The organism is Noviherbaspirillum autotrophicum (assembly GCF_000818395.1).
Classification (GTDB): Bacteria; Pseudomonadota; Gammaproteobacteria; order Burkholderiales; family Burkholderiaceae_D; genus Noviherbaspirillum; species Noviherbaspirillum autotrophicum.
In genome coordinates this window covers 3,277,999-3,299,533 of record NZ_JWJG01000028.1, presented here as the reverse complement: position 1 = coordinate 3,299,533, position 21,535 = coordinate 3,277,999, and the positions used below count along the sequence as shown (strand labels likewise).

Here is a 21,535-nt window from a genome sequence, read left to right as displayed (position 1 = left end):
TCAGGCCATTTCGACCTGACCGGTTAATTGCCGGTAGTAGTTTGCCTCAGCTTCTGCCGGCGGGATATAGCCAATCGGTTCCAGCAGCCGATGATGGTTAAACCAGGATACCCATTCCAGCGTTGCCAGCTCCACGGCTTCCCGCGTCTTCCATGGCGCACGGCGGTGAATCAGTTCCGCCTTGTACAACCCGTTGATCGTTTCTGCAAGCGCATTGTCGTAGCTGTCGCCCTTGCTTCCGACTGACGGCTCGATGCCGGCTTCGGCAAGACGCTCGCTGTAGCGAATCGACACGTACTGTGAGCCGCGGTCGCTATGGTGAATCAAGCCGCCTTCCCGTTCCGGCTGCCGAGCGTACAGCGCCTGTTCCAGTGCGTCCAGTACGAAGTCCGTCTGCATTGAACTGCTGACCCGCCAGCCGACAATGCGCCGGGCGAACACATCGATCACGAAGGCCACGTACACGAATCCCTGCCAGGTCGAGACATAGGTGAAGTCCGATACCCAGAGCTGATTTGGACGCGTCGCCTTGAACTGCCGGTTGACACGGTCCAGCGGACATGGCGCTGCCTTGTCGGCTTGCGTAGTACGCACTGCCTTGCCTCGTATGACGCCGCGCAGGCCGCACTTGCGCATGAGTCGCTCCACCGTACAGCGCGCCACGTCGCTGCCTTCGCGGCGCAGTTGCTTCCAGACCTTGTCCGCCCCGTAAACCCGCATGTTGGCATGCCACACACGTTCAATGTGGGGAATCAAGGCTTCGTCACGCTTGGTGCGTGCGCTTCTCAACATCGGATTGCGACACCGGGCGGCATGGCGCCAATAGGCCGACGGGGCGATCTGCATCACTTCACAGAGCGGCTCGACCCCAAAGGTCTCCCGGTGCTCGTCGATGAATGCCTTTATGATTTCGATCGGCGGTCGAGCTCCGCCTGGGCGAAATATGCGCTGGCCAGGCGCAAAATCTCGTTGGCACGGCGCAATTCCTTGACTTCCCGCTCCAGCGCTTTAACCCGTTCCTGCTCGGTCGTGGTTGCCCCCGAACGCTGGCCGGTATCACGCTCTTGCTGGCGAACCCAGCGCCGCAACGTCTCTGCCGTGCAGCCAATCTTGCCCGCAATCGATTCAATCGCCGCCCACTGCGATTCGTATTGCTCCCTGCTCTCGAAGACCAGGCGCACTGCGCGCTCCATGATCTCCGGCGAATATCTTGTTGATTTCTTCTTCATGGCTCCATTTTCTCAAATATTGGAGCCTCCTCGATTTCCGGGGCGGTTCATAGCGAGCGGCGACCGTCAAATGCGTTCCATCTCGCGGCAAGGCGCGGGCTACGGCCTCATGCCCCACCCAACTGTTGGGCTATTCGGCGCGACAATACGCTTCCCAAGACTTGCGATGCAGGAACGTAACGGCCACTTAGGCCAAGCCGATGATCAGCAAGGCGGAGACCACCCTTCCAAGGCGGGATGTCATGTCGACCCTGGCAGCAAGACCAACGCATCGCAAGAGTTCCACATCGCGCATTCGCCGTTGGGTGACAAGCCTCATGAACAGAACACAGGAAATCCCTGCCCCACCGTGCGAAAGGAACAGGAATCGCTGAATTAGTTGCGCGGCCGTCATTCCGATCAACAGGAAAGCCGCTATGCAGGTGGACCCGGCCAAGGCCATCATCGACAACGTGTCCGGTTCTGGTCGGATGACACGCTAATGTGATCCGAGCAATGCACCTAATGCAATGGAAAGCAGCACTCTGAGCAAGAGCGCAACGTCCTCGTCGAGATTGAGCACGGGAAGCCTGGCCCAAGCCCTTTGATGCCTGCGCTTCGCAAAGATCGGAAGGCTTATCCGGTTGCGAGATTGAATTCTTTATGGCACCTCTCGGTATAGGGCGGTCATATGGAAGAAATATTTCCAAAATACAATGACCTTCATATTGTGCATCTACCGATGCTTCCTTGAGTTGAACGCAAACCTTACCAAGATGCGCGCCCATCTGCCGGTGGTCACTACAGACTATGTATTGAACGACGGTGACATTATCGTCACGAAGCCAGATTTAAAAGGAAAGCGTACTTACGTTAATCGTGACTTCTTGAAAATCAGCAGGTGTGCTGTGCTGGAATCGATAGGTGCGCCACACAGTCTCATGCGTCATTCCGACATGCCGCAAGACACCTTCGAAGATGTGTGGCGCTCGCCCAAAAGCGGCAAGTCTTGGAACGGAGGGAGAAAATTCGCGGTAAAAATGGTGACTGCTACTGCGGCGAGGCGACGGTGACCGTGCATGGGCAAGAATAATCATGGTGATGACCGAAGATCATTCATTGCGACAAGCACGTACCCGGGCGGACAGGTTATTTTTCTTCCTGCTTGCGGCATTAAGCCCACTGATTAGCAGCGTAGCTTATATTTACGGACACGGCCAAACGCTGCCACCGGCCTGTTCTGATACAGGCGCTTCCCCGATGCTCATCGCCGGTAATTGGACTGACGCCTTGCTCTTCACGAGCCCTGTTGCATTCGTGGCCGCGCTGCTCTGGCGATACCGTCCAGGACGGGCAATAGGAGGCATATATAGCGCTATGGCGAGCGCATGGTTTTCGACACTGTTGATCCACTTTAGCGGCGGACACGTCCTGGCATATTTTCTGTTCTTTATCATTACCTTGCTTTTGCTGCTTTACCGAAGCACGTGGCCCCTCGTCACAGCCTGCAGCCTGATGACTTCCTGCTATCTCGGTGGGTATGGACTGCAAGGGCTCGGCTTTCCCGTGGTTGCCTTTTCGTGCCTCAACAGCACGAGTTTGTGGATGAATGTCCTTGTCGTAATTGGATATTGTTTACTGCTCATTTACATGGTCGCGAAAACGCAAGCGCGGGATGCGCAGGCGGGAGATTGCCCCCCGCCGAGGCATAAAGTTCCATCGTGGCGCACTCACTGATTGCACCGCACAGAACAGCGCATGTCAGACCGAATGCCCAGGAGGGGCGGGGCTGCGTCCATACCCGCGGCGACGGAAGATCACGCGTGCTTGGCAGGGCTGAACAAATTCCGCCGGATACTGATGCGCTAGTAGGATAATGGCCATCGTTTTATCGGCGTCGTTCCTGTCGCGTGTTTTATGATTGTGCGCCGTCGCTATTGATGAATGAGTTCTTGTGGCAAACGTTGCATGCAGCGCGGCCCCTATCCAAAGGGAGGCATGGCCTCCGGCCAGGCAAGCGATCAATGTTCGCGATAGCCCCCCGGGGGTACATCAGATTTGATGGTAGAGTCGCCATATTCAGGGCTCGAGTTATTCAGGTATTTCCGCAGCGGTATCGCTGATCGCTAGAAAGAGGAATTGGGATGTTTGCTGCAGTAGATTTAGGTTCCAACAGTTTTCGCCTGCATGTTGGGCTGTACGATGGAGAGGCAATCCGCATAGTCAAGAGCGCACGGGATCCGATTCGCCTTGCTGCAGGTCTCGACAATGACGGAAACCTGACTGGTGAGGCGATGCAGAAGGCAGTGCAGTGCCTCGCAAATTTCAAGTCCATTCTTGACGGCTACAAGCTCGATGCGGTGCGAGTCGTCGCGACCAATACCTTGCGTATCGCGAAGAATGGCGTCGCATTCCTGCCCGCGGCGGAACGAGCAATTGGATATCCGATCGAGATCATCTCGGGCGAGGAGGAGGGACGGCTGATCTACATGGGCGTTGCAAGCACGCTTGATTCTTCGAGCGAGACGCGACTGGTCGTGGATATCGGTGGAGGTTCGACGGAATTAATTCTTGGTCGTGGCCATGATGTGCTTCAGGTCGAATCATTTAGCATCGGAACCGTCGGGCAGGCGCAAGCGTTCATCAGGGATGCGCAGATCGACGCTGCTGGGCTTAATGCGGCGGTTTTGTCGGCACGTTCAGTGTTTGAAGATGGGGCAGAGCCATTCCGCCACCAACAATGGGGCCACGTTTACGGTTCCTCCGGAACGATACGGACGATATCCGACGCCTTGTCAAAAAATGCGATCGGGGATCGCACGCTGTCGCTGGACAATCTCGAGGCACTGAAGGTCCGTCTACTACGAATTGGCCATGTCAGTCAGGTCGACCTGCTGGGCATCAAGCCGGAGCGTGTCACTCCAATGATAGGTGGGTTGACCATTCTGATCGGCATAATGCAGGAACTTGGTATTGAATCCCTTACGGCCGTGGATGCCGGCCTTCGCATGGGAGTGCTGTGGGACTTGCAGCTGCGCGCCACGAGACGGGACCGACGCGAACAGTCGGTGCTTGAGTTCATGCACCGTTTTCATGTCAATGAGGATCGCGCCTCGCGCGTTGCGACGCTCGCAACCACGTTGTACAGCCAGCTCAAGCCGCAGGACGATACGTTCGCGAAATATCTTTACTGGGGCGGCTTGCTACATGAAATCGGACTTGCGGTCTCACATACCGGGTACCACAAACACGCAGCATATATGCTCGAGAATGCCGACCTTCCTGGATTTACGGCACGCGAGCAGCGATTTCTCAGCACATTGGTTCTTGCGCACAAGGGCAACCTGCGCAAAGTATCGGAGGCCCTGCGTGATGCCGATTTCACCAAAGCGGTTCTGGCATTGCGGCTCGCGATCACTTTCATGCATGCACGGATCGACACTGAAGTGAGCGGCCTACGTCTAAAAATGAAGAGCCGCATCGAACTGGAGTTCAAGCGAGAATTAGCTGTCCAGCATCCGACGGTTTTGTATTGGATTGAAAAAGAGAAAGGTTGGTGGAACGAGGTGGGCATGGAGATGACGGTGAAGTCCGGCGGATAATCAGTCACTTCCATTCTGGCATGACACCAGGCCGACGCAGCCCTGCACGTGGAAAGAGTTCGGCACATTTATACCCGGCGACAGGAAGTGACGCTGATGACCAGAAGCGTGGCAAGCCGCGGCGTTCAGGGCTTGTCATTACCCACAAATCCTGATCGCAGGGGATACAAGGCAGTCCTGATAACTGCCCGCTTTCTATCGATCACTCTGGGCGTGCCGTGTCAACGCGGGTTCGGGGGCAGCCGGGGAACGTGAGCGACTACTCGGTGATGGCACGCTTTTCGTCAAGTATGGTAGATGGGCTCAGTCGTTTCTAACGCCTGACGGTCCCACTTACCCAGCGTAGCTGCCGCGGCATAGGCATCCTCCAAAAATTCCAGCAACATCTGATCCGGCGAGGATGCATGCCTAACCTCTTCGTAGGGCAAGATGAATTCGCGAAAATTGGGGTCATACCGTGCCGTTTCTGGCATGACCCGATGGGTATTGAAGCCGGCCGGCTCAGGGTAAGCGTAGGTGTAAAAGATCGGCAAAGGCAACGCATCGCTGCCTGGCCAGAAGCCACAACTGCAGACTTCATGCGAATAGGCTTCGCGCATCACCCAGTCCGGGCAGTTCGGCACGCTGCCGGAGAACGCGGGCGCCCGCCGCCCGGAAAAGCGCGTCAATGCCAGATCGAAGCTGCCCCAGAAGAAATGTACCGGACTGCATTTGCCAATGAAGCGGCCACGGAATTGCTTGAATACCCGATCCGCTTGGGCCAGAACCTGCCAGAACCGATTGGCTGCCTCCGAATCATAGGAGGCGTGTTTGGTGTCTTCCTGGAATGGAACCGGATTCAGAACTTCATTGGGAGCGCCATGAATTTTGATGTCCAGGCCAAGTGCTGACAATCGGGAAAACAATTGGTGGTAAAAATCCGCTACCGAACGGGGCACCAAGGGTATCACTTCGGTAGGGGCATCGCTGCATTGAATCGCAAGTTGATGGTCTACAAAGTCGAAATCGATCTGGAAGAGGCGATTCCCGTAGGGAATCGGTGAGGTGGTTAAGCCATGGGCCGTCACATACAGCGGGACATTCCATGAGTGATTGACCCAGGGGGATTGGACCTTACGGATTTTGCCGACGATCTGCGTCCACATATGCAAAGTTTCGCAGGTGTCTCGCCAGGCTTCGTATGGCAACTCGGGCCAACCTGCGGGGCCGGTCGGACTGGATAATGAACGTATGGGCATTACAATGGCCTCCGAGCAGGTAACGTTGGGGTACAAAGGTGCCTGGGCGAGTCCGATGCGGACGATCATTAAGACTGCTGAGCGTCGTCGCGGTTTCCACGTCTGAGCGTGAAATGAAGGCGATCCGTAGCAATTCGTGAGGTGAACGCACGTGTCATCATCACCTTCATGACCCTGCCAATGTCGATATTGCGTCGTACATGACCGCTCAACTGTCTAAGATGTGATCGCCGAAAACGATAGATTGCAATCAGCTGTTTCGCCGCATGGTGTTTAACATCCTGGTCGGCAACGTCGACGGTCACATGCGCCATCATGCGCGGCTGATGCGCTACCCCAGCCGGTTCGTGTTGTCGCCGGCATTCGATATCGCCCCCCACGTGGACGCCAGCGCGGCGGCGCAATCCATCGGCGTGGGCGCTTATGGCCCGGCAAACAATTGGGAGAACGCGTTGTCCCAATGCGGCCGGTTTTTTCTCACTCGCGACGAGGCTGGCATGAACATGCGCGACATCCACACGCTGGCCGCGTGCTTTACTGCTGCCGAAGAGGTCGGACGGATGGCGATCTCGATACCGGGGGGGCGCAATCGAGCCGAAGCGGGTGCTCAGCACTCCCAGACCGACGGAGCCCAACCGGGGACCTCCCGCCCAACAACATCCAGCATCCGCCTGCCAGAAGCTGCGCATGCTCAACAGAGTGCCTATTGCTGCGCCTGAACGGCGTGCGGCGGCACGCCGCAATAGATCTGCAAGCATGAGTGATCGGTTCATTCCCGCCACACAAACGGACGATGGCGACTGATTGATCGTCAGCGGCCTTGATCGCTTTCGTGAACAACTTGACGAATACGGCAACGCTGAGGTGTATTCGGCCAACGGCAACGGACGATTGTTCGTGCACGAGGTGGGTGACGAAGTTGTTTCGCTAAGTGCTACGTCACAAGCGACCCTGGAAATGGCTGCGGCAGAGATTATCCATCGCGTCAAATATTGACCCCAGGAGCTCACGCCGGTCGTGATGGAGCGTTGGCGCAGCAGATGCAGTCCGATCCTATTGGTTGGTATGGTTTTATGGGGGCTGCAGATGTTGTTTGTTATGCCATGCTCAATTCCCCGATTTGAAAAAATGAGATAAACGATATATATTATTTATACAATTTAAAACTAGAGGAAAATTATGGCAAAGACATCTGCATCCACACCTGTTGCTGCAACCGAAAAGAAGCCAGTGCGCAAAAAAACCGAAGCTGCGGCCGACCTGGCAACGCCGGCCAAGGCCGTGAAGGCTGCTACACCCGTTAAGCCCGCTGCAAAGGCGGTAGCCACGGACAAGGCGGCGCAAAAAGAGAAGGTCAAGAAAATCAAGCTGGTCCGGGATAGCTTCACCATGCCGGAAGATGAATATGCCATTCTTAGCGACGTAAAAAAGGCGTGCCTGAAGGCAGGCATTGAAGTCAAAAAAAGCGAACTCCTCCGTGTTGGCGTCGCATTGATTCGTCAACTGCAAATCGAAAAGCTTAGGGAAGTGCTGACCGGTCTGCCAGCGTTAAAAGCAGGACGGCCGAAGAAAAGCAAGTAACACTCGGCGGTGCTGCCGGGGCGCCCGTTCCGGTTTTCTCCTGGCTGCATGTCATCCAGATGACATGCAGCTGTCATTCGCATGCAGTAATCCACAGTTACGCTTCCATTGTCGAATCAATGAGGACATTGGATGCGATCCCATCCCACCGCAGTTGACAGCGTGCAGTTGGTCTCGAGACTTGTTCGAGGCTGTGCGCTCGCCCATGGAAGTCAGCACGAAGAACATCGATCCGGCTTGCCGCAGTCGCTTTGGCTTGCAGGCGGGTGCCTTGCATCGGATGAGCGCAAGGCGTGCCATGCATTCGGTAAAGCGAGGTCGCGATGAAACCGGCAGACGATTTCCTCGATCCGCACTTCTTGAAATCGCGCGGGAAGCGGGCGGTAACGCGATTCAGAGCCATCTGGATATCCGACGTGCACCTTGGGACGACAGGATGCCAGGCAGCGCGCTTGCTGGAGTTCCTGCAACATACCGAATCCGACACGCTCTACTTGGTCGGAGATATTGTCGACGGCTGGCAATTGAAACGTCGTTGGTACTGGGACCAGATACACAATAACGTGGTGCAAAGCGTGCTGAAGAAAGCAAAAAAAGGCACCGAAGTCATCTTCATCCCCGGGAATCATGATGAAGCGATCCGCCAATTTATCGATCTTGATTTTGGCGGAATCCGGATTCGCGACGAACTGGTGCATGTGACAGCGCAGGGGAAACGGATGCTGGTTCTACACGGTGACCGCTTTGACGGCGTCATCGCGTGCGCAAAATGGCTTGCGTACGTGGGCGATACCCTCTACACCCTGATCCTGAAGATCAATCAGGTATTTAACAAATGGCGAGCACGTGCTGGCTTGCCGTACTGGTCGCTCTCCCAGTACCTGAAGCTGAAAGTCAAGAACGCCGTCAGTTACATCAGCTCGTTCGAGCATGCGCTTGCAAGCGAAGCGCGGAAGAGAAATGTCGATGGCGTTATTTGCGGCCATATACACAAACCGGAAATCCGGGATATCGAGGGCATTACTTATTGCAATGACGGTGACTGGGTCGAGAGCCTAACGGCGCTCGTCGAGGATCTTTCCGGCGAACTTCGCCTGGTGACTTGGCACGAAATCGTCATGCCGCCGATTCACGCTAAACAAGAGGAATTAGGTGAAGTATGCGTATTGCCATCGTAACGGATGCCTGGTCACCGCAAATCAATGGGGTCGTTAGCACGCTGGTCGCTACGCGTCAGTGCCTGCGTAACGCCGGACACGAGGTCGAAGTGGTCAGCGCAGCGGGTATGAAGACGTTCGCTTGCCCAACCTATCCTGATATCCGCCTCGCATGTAATCCCTACCGCAAGGTGGCGTCAATCCTGGAGAATCTTGAACCGGATTGTATCCATATCGCGACTGAGGGGCCAATCGGGCTGGCTGCGCGCCGCCATTGCCTGAAGCACGGGCTGGCCTTCACCTCCTCTTACCATACGCGCTTTCCGGAATACGTGCGGGCCCGTTCGCTCATTCCCATGACGCTCACCTATCGCTGGCTCAAGTGGTTTCACGGGCCATCTAAAGCAGTGATGGTGCCCACTCCCGGTATCCTGCGCTCCCTTGAAAAACGGGGCTTTCGCCATCTCGTCCTGTGGGGGCGTGGCGTCGACACCGGCTTGTTCCGTCCAGCCCAGGTGGACCAAACCGGCATTGCGCGTCCGCTTTACCTGTATGTCGGCAGGATCGCGGTGGAAAAGAATGTCGAGGACTTCCTGCGGCTCGACCTGCCTGGTTCCAAATGGGTGATTGGTGACGGGCCCATGCGTGAAGAGCTGCAGCGCCGCTATCCCGGAGTTCGCTTCCTTGGCGCGCGTAACAACGACGAGCTTGTGCCGTATTACAACTGCGCCGACGTCTTCGTGTTCCCTAGCCGTACAGACACGTTCGGCCTTGTCATGGCTGAAGCGATGGCATGCGGCACACCGGTGGCTGCGTATCCAGTAGACGGGCCTCTCGACGTCGTCTCGCATGGGCGGTCCGGCGTGCTGGACCACGACCTGGAACGCGCCTGCCTTGCGGCACGCCAACTGTGCCGCAAGGCTGTGCGACTACATGCGCTGCAGTATTCGTGGAGCGCCGCCACACAGCAATTCCTGGCCAATCTGCATCTCGCCCGTACTGCCCAGGGGGGTGAGGCGGCACAGTCGTCGTTGGCTTGAGATGGAAGACCATGCAAACGATATATCGTAAGCAGTGCTTGTCAGATGCCGCACCGAACGTGGGAGTGCTTGCCCCTGCTTCGCTGCGCAGGAGGCGGATCTTGCTGTTGAGCGTTTCCGCCGGCGCAGGCCATGTGCGTGCAGCCGAATCAATCCGTGCGCATGCCGCGATGTATGGGGCTGATATAACGGCGATGCACCTCGATGTGATGAGCGTCGTGCCATCGCTCTTTCGCCGCTTGTACACGGATTTCTATATTTTTCTTGTTCAGCGGTATCCGGCTATCTGGGGATATCTGTACCGGATAAGCGATAAAGTGCCGTCGGACAGCCCGTGGCAAACCGTGCGACGGGCAATCGAGCGGATGGCGTCGCGCCGCCTGATGGAAAAAATCGCATTATTTCGGCCGGATGCGATCATTTGCACGCATTTTATGCCCGCAGAGTGGCTGGCGAACCCCGGAGGGAAGCGACATTTCGGCTCTCCGGTATGGGTACAGGTAACTGATTTCGACTTGCATGCAATGTGGGTGCAACCGAATATGGCGGGCTATTTTGCGGGCAACGAGGAAGTGGCCTTTCATATGCGCGCACAAGGTATCGCGCCAGACGCCATTCATGTCACTGGTATTCCAGTCATGCCGGCGTTCGGGCAGCATCATAGCCGAACCGAATGTGCTGCAGAATTTGGACTTGTTCCACAGAAAACGACGCTCTTGCTGATGGGAGGAGGCGCTGGGCTTGGGCGTTTGGATGAGACCGCGGCCGACCTGCTAGCGCTCGATCCGGATCTTCAACTCATTGTCATGGCCGGAAAAAACGCGGTCGCCTTGTCCGCTCTGCAGCGCCTGGCGGTGCTGCATCCCGGTCGCATACTGGCACAGGGATTTACCGATCGTGTCGAGCGCTTGATGGCTTGCGCCGACCTGGCGATTACCAAGCCGGGCGGGTTGACTACATCGGAATGCTTGGCCATGGGGCTGCCAATGATTCTGACGGCCCCGATCCCGGGGCAGGAAGAGTGTAATGCCGATTTTTTGCTGGAGCAGGGCGTCGCCTTCAAGGCGAACGACGCTGCATCGCTCGCCTACCGCGTCCGTTATCTGCTGCAGCATCCCGAAAGACTCGCGGAGATGCGCGACAAGGCCAAGGCAATCGCCCGCAGTGCGGCGGCCGATCATGTACTGGATGTCGTTCTCGGAAAATCAATGCCACGCGATTCACATGCAACGCACTAATCGTCGCCTGCACCTGGTGCTCACGCTGGCATGGGTCATTCTTCTCGCCTATTTTTTTGCAAATATCGAAATTCAGATCGAAGGTGCCGCCGGCTGGGCTGCCAACCTGCCGACCTGGCGTATCGAGCAGCACTGGTTGCTTGATATCTTCTGGGGCGGCCGTCCTATGACCGGCTATCACGCCTGGGTATTCCCCTTCGTCGCGCTGTTCTTTCATTTCCCACTGTTTTTTATGGGACGCTGGTCGTTAAAGGCAGAACTCCGTGTCCTTGCCTGCATCATGCTGTTTTGGATTGTCGAAGACTTCCTTTGGTTCGTGCTCAATCCTGCGTATGGATTGTCACGCTTTCATCCGGAGTCGATTGCGTGGCACAAGCATTGGTTTTGGCGGGCACCGATCGATTATTGGATTTACAGCGGTATCATGCTCGTAATGCTGTGCCTCTCCTGCAGGAAATTGAAATAGGAAGGCGTTCGCCATTGTTCGCCATAACGAACGCTGCAGGGAAATGGGCCTGCCGCATCACGGCGTCAACCAATGGCCAATGGCTTCTGTGTTCGGTGTTGCAAAGAGCTTCATGACGTCCCGGGGCTATTTCTTCTGCATCGTGGGCATCACTTTCCGACCAAGTCGGGACCCATGACCGCCCTGATGAAATTGGCATCCGTCTCATCTTTTACCCGCTGCGCGATCCAGCAGATGGCCCCCTTACGCAAGGTCCACTCATCGCGCTGACCTGTAATCAGCAACGCGGCGATTTGGCCAAGAAACGGCTGATGTCCGACTATTAATACCGGCTCTCGGCTGGTCGGCCAGTGAGCGGCTTCTAATACCTCTTCGGCCGTGGAATCCGGCCCGAGGTGAGGCATGATCTTGAATTTGCGTCCCAGCGCTGATGCGGTTTGTACAGTCCGCGTGGTTGGGCTGGTCAGGACGCGGCAGGTATTGGGTAAAACGCGATCCAGCCATTCGGCCATCTTTGCTGCCTGCTTCTGTCCTTTTGGCGTGAGAGCCCGCGCGGCATCGGGTTGGTCGATGTCGCCTGCTTCAGCCTCAGCATGACGCCATAAAATGAGTTCCATCGCATCTCCTTTCTCGCCATACGCTTTAGGCGCCGAGTGTCTGCGCGAGGTATTGCTGCGCGCAGAAAGCACGTTGCTTGCCGATGGGCTTGCGCTTGCGGTAGCTTCCGTCGGATACCAATTCCCAGGAGTTGGTGTTGTCCTTCAAGTAGGGATTCAAGCCTTGGGCGATTACTTGCCGTTTCAGTTTCGGATCCAATACCGGAAATGCCACTTCAACGCGTCGGAAGAGGTTGCGGTTCATCCAATCGGCACTGGCAAGATAGACGTCATTCTTTCGATCGTTACGGAAAAAATAGATGCGGCTATGTTCCAGAAACCGGCCGACAATCGAACGTACGCGTATGTTTTCCGATAGATGCGGCACTCCGGGGCGGAGTGCACATGCGCCGCGTACGATCAAGTCGATTTTGACGCCGTCGGCAGAGGCTGCATAAAGCGCTCGGATCACTGACTCGTCCAGCAGCGCATTCATCTTGGCAATAATGCGGGCAGGGCGACCTTCGCGCGCAATTGCCGCTTCATTTCGAATGGCGCGGATGATTTCCTTTTGCAAGTCAAATGGCGCCAGCCAAAGGTAGTTCAGTTTTTTCGGCTTGGTAAGGCTGGTCAAGTGGATGAAGACTTCATTGACTTCCGCCGTCAGCGCCGGATGTGCAGTCAGCAAGCCAAAATCCGTATAAAACTTGGTCGTCGTCGGATGGTAGTTGCCGGTGCCAAGGTGCGCATAGTGACGCAATTCGCTGGCTTCGCGGCGCAAAACTAGTGCGAGTTTGGCATGCGTTTTCAGCCCTACCACCCCATAAACCACCTGGGCACCGACGCGCTCGAGCCGCTCGGCCCAGTTGATATTTGCCTCTTCATCGAAGCGCGCCATCAACTCCACAATTACGGTCACTTCCTTGCCACGCTGCGCCGCGATGATGAGTGACTCCATCAGCGAGGAATTCATGCCGGTACGATAGATGGTCTGCTTGATTGCGACGACATTCGGGTCGAGCGCGGCGCAACGGATAAATTCGACAATCGGCTGAAACGACTGGAACGGATGATGCAGCAACACGTCGCGCTTGCGCAGCAATGCAAACATGTCACCGTCAACCAGCGTCTGCGGCAGCCCGGGCTGGAAAGCGGGGAAATGCAGTATCGGCTGCTGGACGCTATTGATCAATTCCAACAGGCGGACCATATTAACAGGACCGTCTACGGCGTATAACCGGCTCTTGTCGATGGAGAATTGTTCGAGCAGGAAGGAAGCCAAATGCGGAGGACAATTCCGTGCGACCTCGAGGCGGACAGCAAAACCGAATTGACGACTTTGCAGCTCACTCTGCAATGCCTGTCGCAAGTTCTTGACCTCTTCCTCGTCGACCCACAGGTCGCTGTTGCGCGTCACACGGAACTGGGAATAGGCAACGACTTCGCGCCCGGTAAATAGATCTGCAATATGTGCATGAATGACGGACGACAGGAGGCAAAATACAACACCGTTCGTTGATAGATGGTCAGGCAGGCGAATTACCCGCGGCAATACTCGTGGAGCCTTTAAGATGGCAATGCCTGTGCCACGGCCGAAAGCATCTTTTCCAGATAACTCGACAATAAAGTTAAGACTCTTGTTAACGACTTGCGGAAAGGGGTGTGCCGGATCGAGGGCAATTGGTGTTAGCAGGGGGCGTACTTCGCGATCAAAGTACTCTTTTACCCAGGCGCGTTGCGCATCATTTCTCTCGTGATGCCGTAATAAATGCACTCCCTTTTCAGACAACTGCGGCAGGATATCCCGATTGAGCAACTCGTATTGGCGTTCGACGAGTTGGTGGCATTCGATGCTCGTTCTCTCCAGTGCGGCAGTCAACGCCGGGGGCTCGGACTTTCTACCCTCCATGCGATCATGGGCCAACAGACTGGCGATACGAACCTCAAAGAACTCGTCCAGATTGCTACTGACAATACACAGATAGCGCAGGCGTTCGAGCAGAGGAAGAGTCGCATCCTCTGCTTGCGCTAAAACCCTGCGGTTAAACGCCAGTTGCGAAAGCTCCCGGTTTAAATATATGTTGGTAGACGGTAGAGTCAGCACTGGTGCTACTGCTTTTATTTTTGCGCTCATAGAAGGAATGATCCCTAGGGCCCTACAGTTTAGGATGCATATATGACAATTCAATGACAAGCCAAACACGTGTTCGTGTTTTTGTCATATTCCTCCTGCTTAAGCCTGGATAGGCTCCATCACATTGCCGCGCCGAAGCAGCGGCAATCTGTCCGCTTTACACGTGATTGATGACTATTTGCGCTGCTACGGAGATGGCAATAATGTAGTCCTCCGGAAATATTTCAAAAGTAAAATCGACTGCATTTCTGCTTCTCCCTAGGGCGATGATTTTGTATCAGCCGTTCAAGTTCAGTACCTTAAAATCAATTGCGCAAGAGGGGCGCTGGCTTGTCGTCGGCACTATCCTCCTCGCCGTACTTTGTCTTGCAATCATATGGCTGATCACCATTTCTTTAGTGCTGGGCGAAAGGCGGCAAGCGGTAGAGCAATCGATTCTGGCGAGCCAAAATATCTCTTCTATTGTCGCCGCCGACATCGACGAGGTCTTTGGACGTGCGCTTCTGTACGCACAGTTAAGCAGCAGTGCACTGAAACCGAATGGCGACACGCCATCGATTCCTGCACCCCTTACCTTTGGGGACTCCGCGTATTTGCGGCTTGCGGTTTTCGGTTCGAACGCCGAGCTGAAGTACGTATCATCACGTGGCGAGATAGAGCCTGAAATGCGGGAGCTAGTCCGTGTCGTCCTGCAGGACAGCAGCGCGCTCCACAGGCAACGTCGTCCTTTCATCGGGCGGCCAGCGGCAAATTGGACCATTCCCGTCGCGGTACCAATTGTCTCCGGCGACGAGCCAATCGGTGTATTCGCCGCAAATATCGATCTTGGCTATCTTCTACGCTTATATAAAGAGTCGACCAGTAGTAAAGATACCGCATTGGAAGTGCTGGATTTTCATGGGCAGCAGCTGTTTGAAATACGCGGTGGAATGGTGTCAGATAGCGACCATGATGCCCTGTCGAGTTACAGCGGCGTCATTGGCCGCGGCAAGAAATTGGGACGCATCGAAGTAGCATCGCAGGCAAATAATATTACCCGCATTGGGAGCTACCACATATTGGATCGGTTTCCGATCGCAGTTGCCATTACACGAGACAGTGTTGCCGTGGAGGGGGAGTTGACGGAGCGTCACCGAAGCTACCTTTGGCGAGGCATACTTATGTCGGTCGTAACCATTCTGCTTTCAGCGGGCCTGACAGTTTTGGCTCAACGCCAGCGCAGGCTGTATCAGGAACTCACAGAGTCGGAAGTGCAAAAGCAGGCGCTCATCGAACAGCTTGAGCAGGAAAAGGCACGAGCCTTCCAGCTTGCGTCGCATGATTTTTTGACAGGCCTTCCGAATCGCATGATGTTTTATGAGCTTGCGACAGTTGAGCTGGCGCGCGCGCGGAGAAGCCGAAATTTATATGCGGTCTACTTCCTGGATTTGGATAAATTCAAGGCAATTAACGATACGCTTGGGCATGCCGTCGGTGATCTTCTTCTCAAGGCAGTGGCAGAACGCCTGCGTGGCGCATTGCGCGAGTACGATTTGGTGGCCCGATTTGGTGGAGATGAATTCATCATCCTCGTTTCTGAATTGAACTCGGAGGAGCGGGCGAGCAAGATTGCGGAAAAGCTGGTTGATTGCCTGTCGGCGCCATATCTTGAGATGAATGGACATAGTGTTGATACGACACCCAGTATCGGCATTGCCCTCTGCCCAAGGGATGGACAGGACATCGATACCCTGATTTTGAATGCCGATGCGGCAATGTACAGTGCGAAGCGGAGTGGTCGAGGAAAATATCGCTTCTATGACGATTCACTTAATACGTCCTCCGCACGTTCCCTGGAACTACTCACGCGTTTCCGACGTGCGATCAGGGACAACGAGTTCTGTCTTCATTATCAAATGCGCATTTCCCTTAAGGATCTTCGCCCCGTCGGCATGGAGGCATTACTGCGCTGGCAGCATCCCAAACATGGCCTGATTTTTCCTGGCGATTTTATCGGCATTGCAGAAGAGCATAATTACATTACGCCGTTGGGGCATTGGATCGTCACGGCAGTGTGCACACAGCTTGCGCAGTGGCGTGACGCCGGAAATCCTCTCTTACCAGTTGCCATCAATATATCCGCCAGGCAGTTGTCTGATGACAGCCTGGTGGACGTCATCTTGAGCAATATCCGGGAAAAAAATATCCCGGTAGAGCTAATTGAGATAGAAGTGACCGAAAGCTGTTTTCTGGAGTGCCCGGAGACGGCGCAACGCGTATTGGAAAAGCTTCAGCAAGCAGGCATTCAAATTTCTCTGGACGATTATGGCACGGGTTTTTCCGGCCTCAGCCATTTGAAGCAGTTGCCGATCAGTGCGGTGAAAATTGATCGGTCCTTTATTCGCGACATCCGTAACGATACGAGCGATGCGATGATCGTCTCCTCAACGATCGCCCTGTCCCACAATCTCGGCTTGAAAGTCGTCGCTGAAGGTGTTGAGACAAAAGAGCAAGTCGTGCATTTAAAAACGGCCGGTTGTGACGAAGTACAGGGATTCTATTTTCATCGGCCCGCTCCGGCGTCAGATGTTGCTGTGAGCTTGCAAAATTTCGGCCGTCTTCCTGTAGAGAGTATGCGTGCTTATGCATAAGCCGTTGGTAAGGTTCCTTTTCTCTTTTTTCATGCCGCTAGTGCTGATGGGCGTGGTGGGTTCTAGCGCCTCTGGCTGTGAAAGGCCAAAGCGTCTCGTTTATTCCATGGTGCCTGAAGGTAGCGTCGAACAGGACCTTACGCGATTCCGGCCGCTGTTGACGGAATTAAGTGAATCTCTTGGTGTGCCGGTGGATGTTGTGACGCCAGCTTCATACGGCGCAGTGATTGAAGCGCTCACCAGTGGCGCGGTCCATGTCGCACGGCTTGGCCCGGCAGCGTATATTGCCGTAAAGGGAAGAAACTCAAAAATCACACCTTTCGCCACTTTCTCTCAACAGGCAAGTACATTTCAGGAAGAGGGCGCATTCTATTATTCGATGCTGGTTGTACTGGCCAAGAAGCCTTTCCGGACGTATGACGACTTGAGGGGAAAGCGCCTGGCACTAGTGGACCCTGAAAGCACTTCCGGGAATAAAATACCACGACTGTATTTCGGCCGCGTTCTACAAGGGCCATTGCACACCCATTTTGCAAGCATTTCATATGCTGGAAGTCATCAACTTGCGGCGGAAGCGCTACTAGACGGTCGGGTAGACGCTGCCTTCATATCCAGCTTGCACCTTTTACTTGGTTAATAACGGAACAGCAAGAAAAGGCGATTTTCGCGTGCTGTGGCGTTCGGCCCCCGTACCGATGGATCCATTTGTCTACCGCGGTGAATTATGTCAGGACGTGAAGGAAAAAATTCGTGCCACCTTCTTTCGCCAAAGTGAGCCAAGTAAAACCGTTCTCGGCGACATGCATGGCATTCGCTTTCTACCCATTGACGATAGCGATTACGACGTTATCAGGAACTTGAACATAAAGGTTTCACGCATTCCCCTGCCTGGGCGCCAGCCGGGAGGGGGGTAGCGGGACCGCGGGCGTTCCACCTGACTCTGGCTGGCGACGTACTGTTTCACCCCCTCCAGAGAAGCGCCGCCGACGCTGCCCACATAATAGGCCCGGTGCCAGAAATACGGCTTCCCGTAGCACTGCGCGAGATGCTGCGGAAACCGGTTGCGCGCGCCTGGCGGTAGCCGTCTTCAGGTTGTTCATCAACGTCGAGATATTGAGCGCCGGGTGAATGCTCACCAGCAAATGGACATGATCCTCTCCGGCGCCAAATTCGAGCAGCGCCATTCCAGGAGAATCTCCTCGAACGTACCGCGCAGGGAGTCCTGCGTCTCGGGATGCAGGATCTTGCGCCGGTATTTCGTGACGAACACGATAGGTAGCTGAAGCGCAAATACGGCATGCGACGCCGATGTGATGGCTTGAGGTTCCATGCGGCCCAAGATCGCATCGCTGCATGCAAACCGGAAAACGCCTGCGCTGCTATCCCGCCCCCGCGCTGCAAGACACTCTCTGGCAGTGGATCGGCGCGCAGGAATTCATCGACACCGCCCACAGTGGCGAGGACCGGTACTTCCGCACGTTCGCGCGCAAGTGCCTGGCGCTGGCGGGACAGCATCCTCCGGTTGATCAGGTCTACTGCCACTTCCACGCGAACGCAATTGACTGGATCCGTAGCATGCCCAGCCAGATCCTGCGCAATGGCGCAGCAACGTGGTACCAGGCCTATCAGCGCTTCTTCAAAAAGCTGGCGGGCCGCCCAGGGTTCAAGCAACGCCATGGCAGGCGGGCGGTGTCGATCACCCGTGAACTGTTCCGCCTGCCAGCGGTGGGCAAGGGCGAGGTGCCCGCCGGCGACTATGCGCTCGAGATCGGCACGCAGAAACACCCGGTCGGCACCATCCCGTTTCACGTGCACGTGCCATTCCAGCCGCCGAACAGCGTTCATCTTTCCATTGAGCACGGCCGCTGGCATCTGTCTTTCTCGTACGACGATGGCGCCATCGAGCCAAAGGACGACCACACGGCAGCCTGGTTGCGCCAGCACAGCTGGCGTCACCACGAAGCAGCAACAGAAGAAAGAGGTAGGGGCGGGATGCTCCGAACCGGCGGACCTCGGTTCGCCCACGCTCGTGGAGACGCGCGTCAGACGCACGCGAAAGCAGTCTGGTTCGCGTGTGCTGCAGTCTGTGAAACGAGAAACCGCCTACGACAACGCGAAGCGTTCAGAGGCGGGTATATTCATGGCGTGTAGATAGTCTTCTTCTAGAGCGGTTTTCAAATTAGTGTAGGGAATAGCCGCAATGGGCAAACCAGCCTCTGGCGTCGCTATTACTGATTTTGTTAATGACTTTCGTCAGTGCCATATCTAGCGCTTCACGGGTTCGGGCTTTCATGCCGCGCAGGCGCGTTTTGATTTTGGACCAGCAGGGTTCAATCGGAGACCAATCGGGAGAATATGGCGGCAGGTAGACTAATTCCGCGCCAGTAGCCGTAATCATGGCTTCAATGTCCTGGATTTTATGCGCGCTCAGGTTGTCCATCACCACTACATCGCCAGGTCGCAGGGTTGGAGCCAGAACCTGCCCCACGTAGGCACGGAATACGGCGGCATCGGTAGCGCCTTCGACCGTCATGACGGCATGCATGCCATACCAGGACAACATGCCAAGAATGGTGACATTGCGTCCGAAGTTCTTGGGAACCGCATCATGCACGCGCCTGCCGCGCTCGGCCCTTCCATAGCGCCGGCTCATAGCAATGTTCAATCCAGACTCGTCGACAAATTTCAGCCTTTTGACCGAGTATTTTGCGATTTTCCTGCGGTATCGGCGGCGTGCCACACGTACGCGCAAGCTGTCCCGTTCTGTGGCATGGACAGTCTTTTTTTTCGACGCATGCCCATCTGATGCAGCACTCGGCACATAGTCGGCTCGCTCACGGTCATGCCTGTGCAGCCGTGCAGACGCTCGACCAATTCCTTCAAGGTCATGTCGGACTGTTCGTGCAGCCAGTGCCGTAATCGTTCACGGCACGCATCGTCAAGTAGAGCGTGCCTGCCGCGCCGGCGCTGCGGCCGAACCAACTCACCCCCGCTGCGACGGTAATATTGCAGAAGAGATTCAACGAAGGACAGGCTGACATTGAAAAACTCTGCCACCTCGCGTTGCGATTGCGTTCCTCTTTCACACGCCTGCACAATTCTGCGGCGTAAATCCACTGAATACCGAGCGGCCATGATTGCACCATGACTGTTGCAAAGTTGGCCGTACGACTCTACATAAAGCCTCATGTTCCCTTTGCATTTATGAAATGCGCTCTAGCTCGCCAAGGCCATTGCAGAACTCGTCAGTCGCTATATGACGTGGCTGTGGCGCCAGCCAGGCCGGCTCAGTGTGGTTTCATCTGCCATCGACAGTGTGCGCCGCGGTCGACGCCTATTCCTCCGCTTGGTCAGGAAGCTTCAGCCGACCGGTATGAAAGTCGTATTCGTAGGCTTCGCCGTAGCGCCCCCATTCAATGGCAATTTCGAGTACACGCTTGGCTTCATCGGCTTTTAAAAATTCTTCCAACAACTCCAGAAATTGCTTCTCCGGCAATGCGCCGCTCGGTTCTGCTTCCAGTTGCTGCCGGATATGTGAAGCCAGCGGGACGTGCGTCAGCAATTGCTGGCCAAAGATTTCCTGCCTGAGTGTGTGCTCAGCCTCCGCATAGCGCACACCAAGCGGCGTGAGTGTAATGTCTCCCTTTTCGACTTGCGCCAATCCAAGCATACCAAGTGCTTCATAAGTGGGAAACAACTCTTCATCCTGCAGCTCCGATTCCTCCGCGAGGTGTGGAAGGTCGGCCCGGCCGTTAAAAGGCGTATTGGCCAGCAGGTCGAGCACGCCTTCAATACGAGTGACATCGGTATCGGGCAAGCGATAGCCGGGATGCGTAATGGGTGGCGAGGTGCCAGTAACAGGCTCTTGCACCGGGCGCATCGTCATCAGTCCGTACACTTCATCGATGAGGCTGCGAACTTCCGGTGAATCAACATTGCGTGGCCGTTCAAGCCCAATGGTGATTTCATTGCGTATGCGCCCCGGGTCGCTTGCCAGGATGATGATCCGGTCCGCCATCATCACCGCTTCCTCGATATTGTGAGATACAACCAGGAGGCCCTTGGTCGGAATCCGGTTGCTGTCCCATAGGTCGAGAATATCGCTGCGTAGCGTTTCGCCAGTCAGCACATCCAGAGCCGAGAAGGCTTCGTCCATCAGCAGGACGTCCGGGTCGGTGACCAGCGCTCGGGCGATACCGACGCGCTGCCGCATCCCGCCTGACAGCTCCCTGGGCAGCGCGCCGCCAAAACCGGCCAGACCGATTAGTTCGAGCATGGCGTCCGCGCGCTTGGCGCGCTCTTCCGGCGCAATGCCCTGTGCTTCAAGACCCAGCGCGACATTTTGCTGCACCGTCAGCCATGGGAATAGCGCAAATGACTGGAATACCATCGTAATGCCGGATGCCGGGCCCTGAATCCGTTGTCCACGATAGGTGACTTTTCCAGCATCGGCGGGAATCAATCCCGCAATAATACGCAGCAAGGTCGACTTGCCCGATCCTGACTTTCCGAGCAAAGCGACAATTTCGCCTTCGGCCAGGGAGAAGTTTACGTCGTCCAGTACTTTGCGCGGCGCGCCGTCCGCGCTGCGGAAGGACTTGGCAACGCCATTCAATTCAACCAATGCACTCTTGTTGTTCATCTT

22 protein-coding genes, 1 pseudogene and 1 other annotated feature are annotated in these 21,535 nt (G+C 55.6%); of the genes and pseudogenes, 15 read left to right on the top strand and 8 right to left on the bottom strand.

What is annotated here, in order from left to right:
- Positions 1–1,229 (bottom strand): IS3 family transposase gene (locus TSA66_RS16520; RefSeq protein WP_094298971.1). Its coding sequence is split into 2 segments (ribosomal slippage): positions 1–944 and positions 944–1,229, totalling 1,230 coding nucleotides; the frame shifts between segments, so codons are not numbered across the junction.
- Positions 832–948, bottom strand: a sequence feature (AL1L pseudoknot). (Overlaps the previous gene by 117 nt.)
- Here TSA66_RS16520 and TSA66_RS27070 point away from each other — a divergent pair.
- The 4 genes from TSA66_RS27070 (at position 1,192) to TSA66_RS16495 (ending at position 4,810) form a co-directional block, all read left to right on the top strand.
- A complete protein-coding gene (locus TSA66_RS27070) occupies positions 1,192–1,608 on the top strand; it encodes a hypothetical protein (RefSeq protein ID WP_157691697.1) in 417 nt (138 codons plus the stop codon). The two genes, TSA66_RS16520 and TSA66_RS27070, sit on opposite strands and share 38 nt — an antisense overlap.
- A 316-nt stretch (positions 1,609–1,924) precedes the next feature.
- Entirely contained in the window at positions 1,925–2,281 is a 357-nt protein-coding gene (locus tag TSA66_RS16505; RefSeq protein WP_052451962.1) for a hypothetical protein, read from the top strand.
- A 22-nt stretch (positions 2,282–2,303) separates the two neighbouring features.
- Positions 2,304–2,945 (top strand): hypothetical protein, encoded by a 642-nt coding sequence (locus TSA66_RS16500; RefSeq protein ID WP_157691533.1) that lies wholly within the window; start codon positions 2,304–2,306, stop codon positions 2,943–2,945.
- Positions 2,946–3,352: 407 nt separating this feature from the next.
- Positions 3,353–4,810, top strand: a complete 1,458-nt coding sequence (locus tag TSA66_RS16495; RefSeq protein ID WP_040038544.1) for a Ppx/GppA phosphatase family protein — start codon at positions 3,353–3,355, stop codon at positions 4,808–4,810.
- A 284-nt stretch (positions 4,811–5,094) separates the two neighbouring features.
- Here the strand turns inward: TSA66_RS16495 and TSA66_RS16490 are convergent, their stop codons facing one another.
- Complete coding sequence (locus TSA66_RS16490; protein WP_232429362.1) at positions 5,095–6,117, bottom strand: DUF5996 family protein; 1,023 nt, start codon at positions 6,115–6,117, stop codon at positions 5,095–5,097.
- A 170-nt stretch (positions 6,118–6,287) separates the two neighbouring features.
- On the opposite strand from TSA66_RS16490, the gene TSA66_RS16485 reads away from it, so the two are divergent.
- From TSA66_RS16485 to TSA66_RS16455, 7 genes are all read left to right on the top strand, one after another.
- Entirely contained in the window at positions 6,288–6,767 is a 480-nt protein-coding gene (locus tag TSA66_RS16485) for a HipA domain-containing protein (RefSeq protein WP_332309920.1), read from the top strand.
- An 85-nt stretch (positions 6,768–6,852) separates the two neighbouring features.
- On the top strand, positions 6,853–7,044 hold the full coding sequence (locus tag TSA66_RS16480; RefSeq protein ID WP_040038546.1) for a hypothetical protein: 192 nt from the start codon (positions 6,853–6,855) through the stop codon (positions 7,042–7,044).
- Positions 7,045–7,227: 183 nt separating this feature from the next.
- A complete protein-coding gene (locus TSA66_RS27815; protein WP_040038547.1) occupies positions 7,228–7,629 on the top strand; it encodes a hypothetical protein in 402 nt (133 codons plus the stop codon).
- A gap of 323 nt (positions 7,630–7,952) precedes the next feature.
- Entirely contained in the window at positions 7,953–8,807 is an 855-nt protein-coding gene (locus TSA66_RS16470) for a UDP-2,3-diacylglucosamine diphosphatase (protein ID WP_040038548.1), read from the top strand.
- Positions 8,789–9,826: a glycosyltransferase family 4 protein gene (locus TSA66_RS16465; RefSeq protein WP_040038549.1), complete on the top strand. Its 1,038-nt coding sequence runs from the start codon at positions 8,789–8,791 to the stop codon at positions 9,824–9,826. The genes TSA66_RS16470 and TSA66_RS16465 overlap by 19 nt, the downstream gene beginning before the upstream one ends.
- An 83-nt stretch (positions 9,827–9,909) precedes the next feature.
- Positions 9,910–11,064, top strand: coding sequence for an MGDG synthase family glycosyltransferase (locus TSA66_RS16460; protein WP_040038589.1), 1,155 nt, complete (start codon positions 9,910–9,912; stop codon positions 11,062–11,064).
- Positions 11,051–11,530: a hypothetical protein gene (locus TSA66_RS16455; protein ID WP_040038550.1), complete on the top strand. Its 480-nt coding sequence runs from the start codon at positions 11,051–11,053 to the stop codon at positions 11,528–11,530. Before TSA66_RS16460 ends, TSA66_RS16455 begins: the two co-directional genes overlap by 14 nt.
- A 149-nt stretch (positions 11,531–11,679) precedes the next feature.
- Here the strand turns inward: TSA66_RS16455 and TSA66_RS16450 are convergent, their stop codons facing one another.
- Together TSA66_RS16450 and ppk1 are read right to left on the bottom strand one after the other, a co-directional pair.
- Entirely contained in the window at positions 11,680–12,147 is a 468-nt protein-coding gene (locus TSA66_RS16450; protein ID WP_040038551.1) for a SixA phosphatase family protein, read from the bottom strand.
- A gap of 25 nt (positions 12,148–12,172) precedes the next feature.
- A complete protein-coding gene (gene ppk1 / locus TSA66_RS16445) occupies positions 12,173–14,260 on the bottom strand; it encodes a polyphosphate kinase 1 (protein ID WP_040038552.1) in 2,088 nt (695 codons plus the stop codon).
- A 266-nt stretch (positions 14,261–14,526) separates the two neighbouring features.
- On the opposite strand from ppk1, the gene TSA66_RS16440 reads away from it, so the two are divergent.
- From TSA66_RS16440 to TSA66_RS28240, 3 genes are read left to right on the top strand one after another with little or no spacing between them, the layout of a single operon-like run.
- Positions 14,527–16,890, top strand: coding sequence for a putative bifunctional diguanylate cyclase/phosphodiesterase (locus tag TSA66_RS16440; RefSeq protein WP_084199133.1), 2,364 nt, complete (start codon positions 14,527–14,529; stop codon positions 16,888–16,890).
- A complete protein-coding gene (phnD, locus tag TSA66_RS16435) occupies positions 16,883–17,527 on the top strand; it encodes a phosphate/phosphite/phosphonate ABC transporter substrate-binding protein (protein ID WP_052451963.1) in 645 nt (214 codons plus the stop codon). The genes TSA66_RS16440 and phnD overlap by 8 nt, the downstream gene beginning before the upstream one ends.
- Positions 17,520–17,804 carry a PhnD/SsuA/transferrin family substrate-binding protein gene (locus tag TSA66_RS28240; protein ID WP_157691534.1) on the top strand — a complete coding sequence of 95 codons (285 nt, stop codon included), beginning with the start codon at positions 17,520–17,522 and terminating at the stop codon, positions 17,802–17,804. Before phnD ends, TSA66_RS28240 begins: the two co-directional genes overlap by 8 nt.
- On the opposite strand, the pseudogene tnpA reads toward TSA66_RS28240, so the two are convergent.
- A pseudogene (gene tnpA / locus TSA66_RS28235) lies at positions 17,729–18,220 on the bottom strand (IS200/IS605 family transposase). The gene TSA66_RS28240 and the pseudogene tnpA sit on opposite strands and share 76 nt — an antisense overlap.
- 23 nt (positions 18,221–18,243) lie before the next feature.
- Here tnpA and TSA66_RS16425 point away from each other — a divergent pair.
- Complete coding sequence (locus TSA66_RS16425; protein ID WP_052451964.1) at positions 18,244–19,041, top strand: hypothetical protein; 798 nt, start codon at positions 18,244–18,246, stop codon at positions 19,039–19,041.
- 28 nt (positions 19,042–19,069) lie between these two features.
- Here the strand turns inward: TSA66_RS16425 and TSA66_RS16420 are convergent, their stop codons facing one another.
- From TSA66_RS16420 to TSA66_RS16415, 3 genes are all read right to left on the bottom strand, one after another.
- The gene (locus TSA66_RS16420) at positions 19,070–19,630 is read right to left on the bottom strand and encodes an IS630 family transposase (RefSeq protein ID WP_232429364.1); all 561 of its coding nucleotides are present in this window, start codon (positions 19,628–19,630) and stop codon (positions 19,070–19,072) included.
- Positions 19,576–20,079, bottom strand: coding sequence for a helix-turn-helix domain-containing protein (locus tag TSA66_RS26325; RefSeq protein WP_084199137.1), 504 nt, complete (start codon positions 20,077–20,079; stop codon positions 19,576–19,578). The genes TSA66_RS16420 and TSA66_RS26325 overlap by 55 nt, the downstream gene beginning before the upstream one ends.
- Positions 20,080–20,224: 145 nt before the next feature.
- Complete coding sequence (locus TSA66_RS16415; protein WP_040038593.1) at positions 20,225–21,532, bottom strand: ABC transporter ATP-binding protein; 1,308 nt, start codon at positions 21,530–21,532, stop codon at positions 20,225–20,227.
- Between the last annotated feature and the right edge of the window lie 3 nt (positions 21,533–21,535).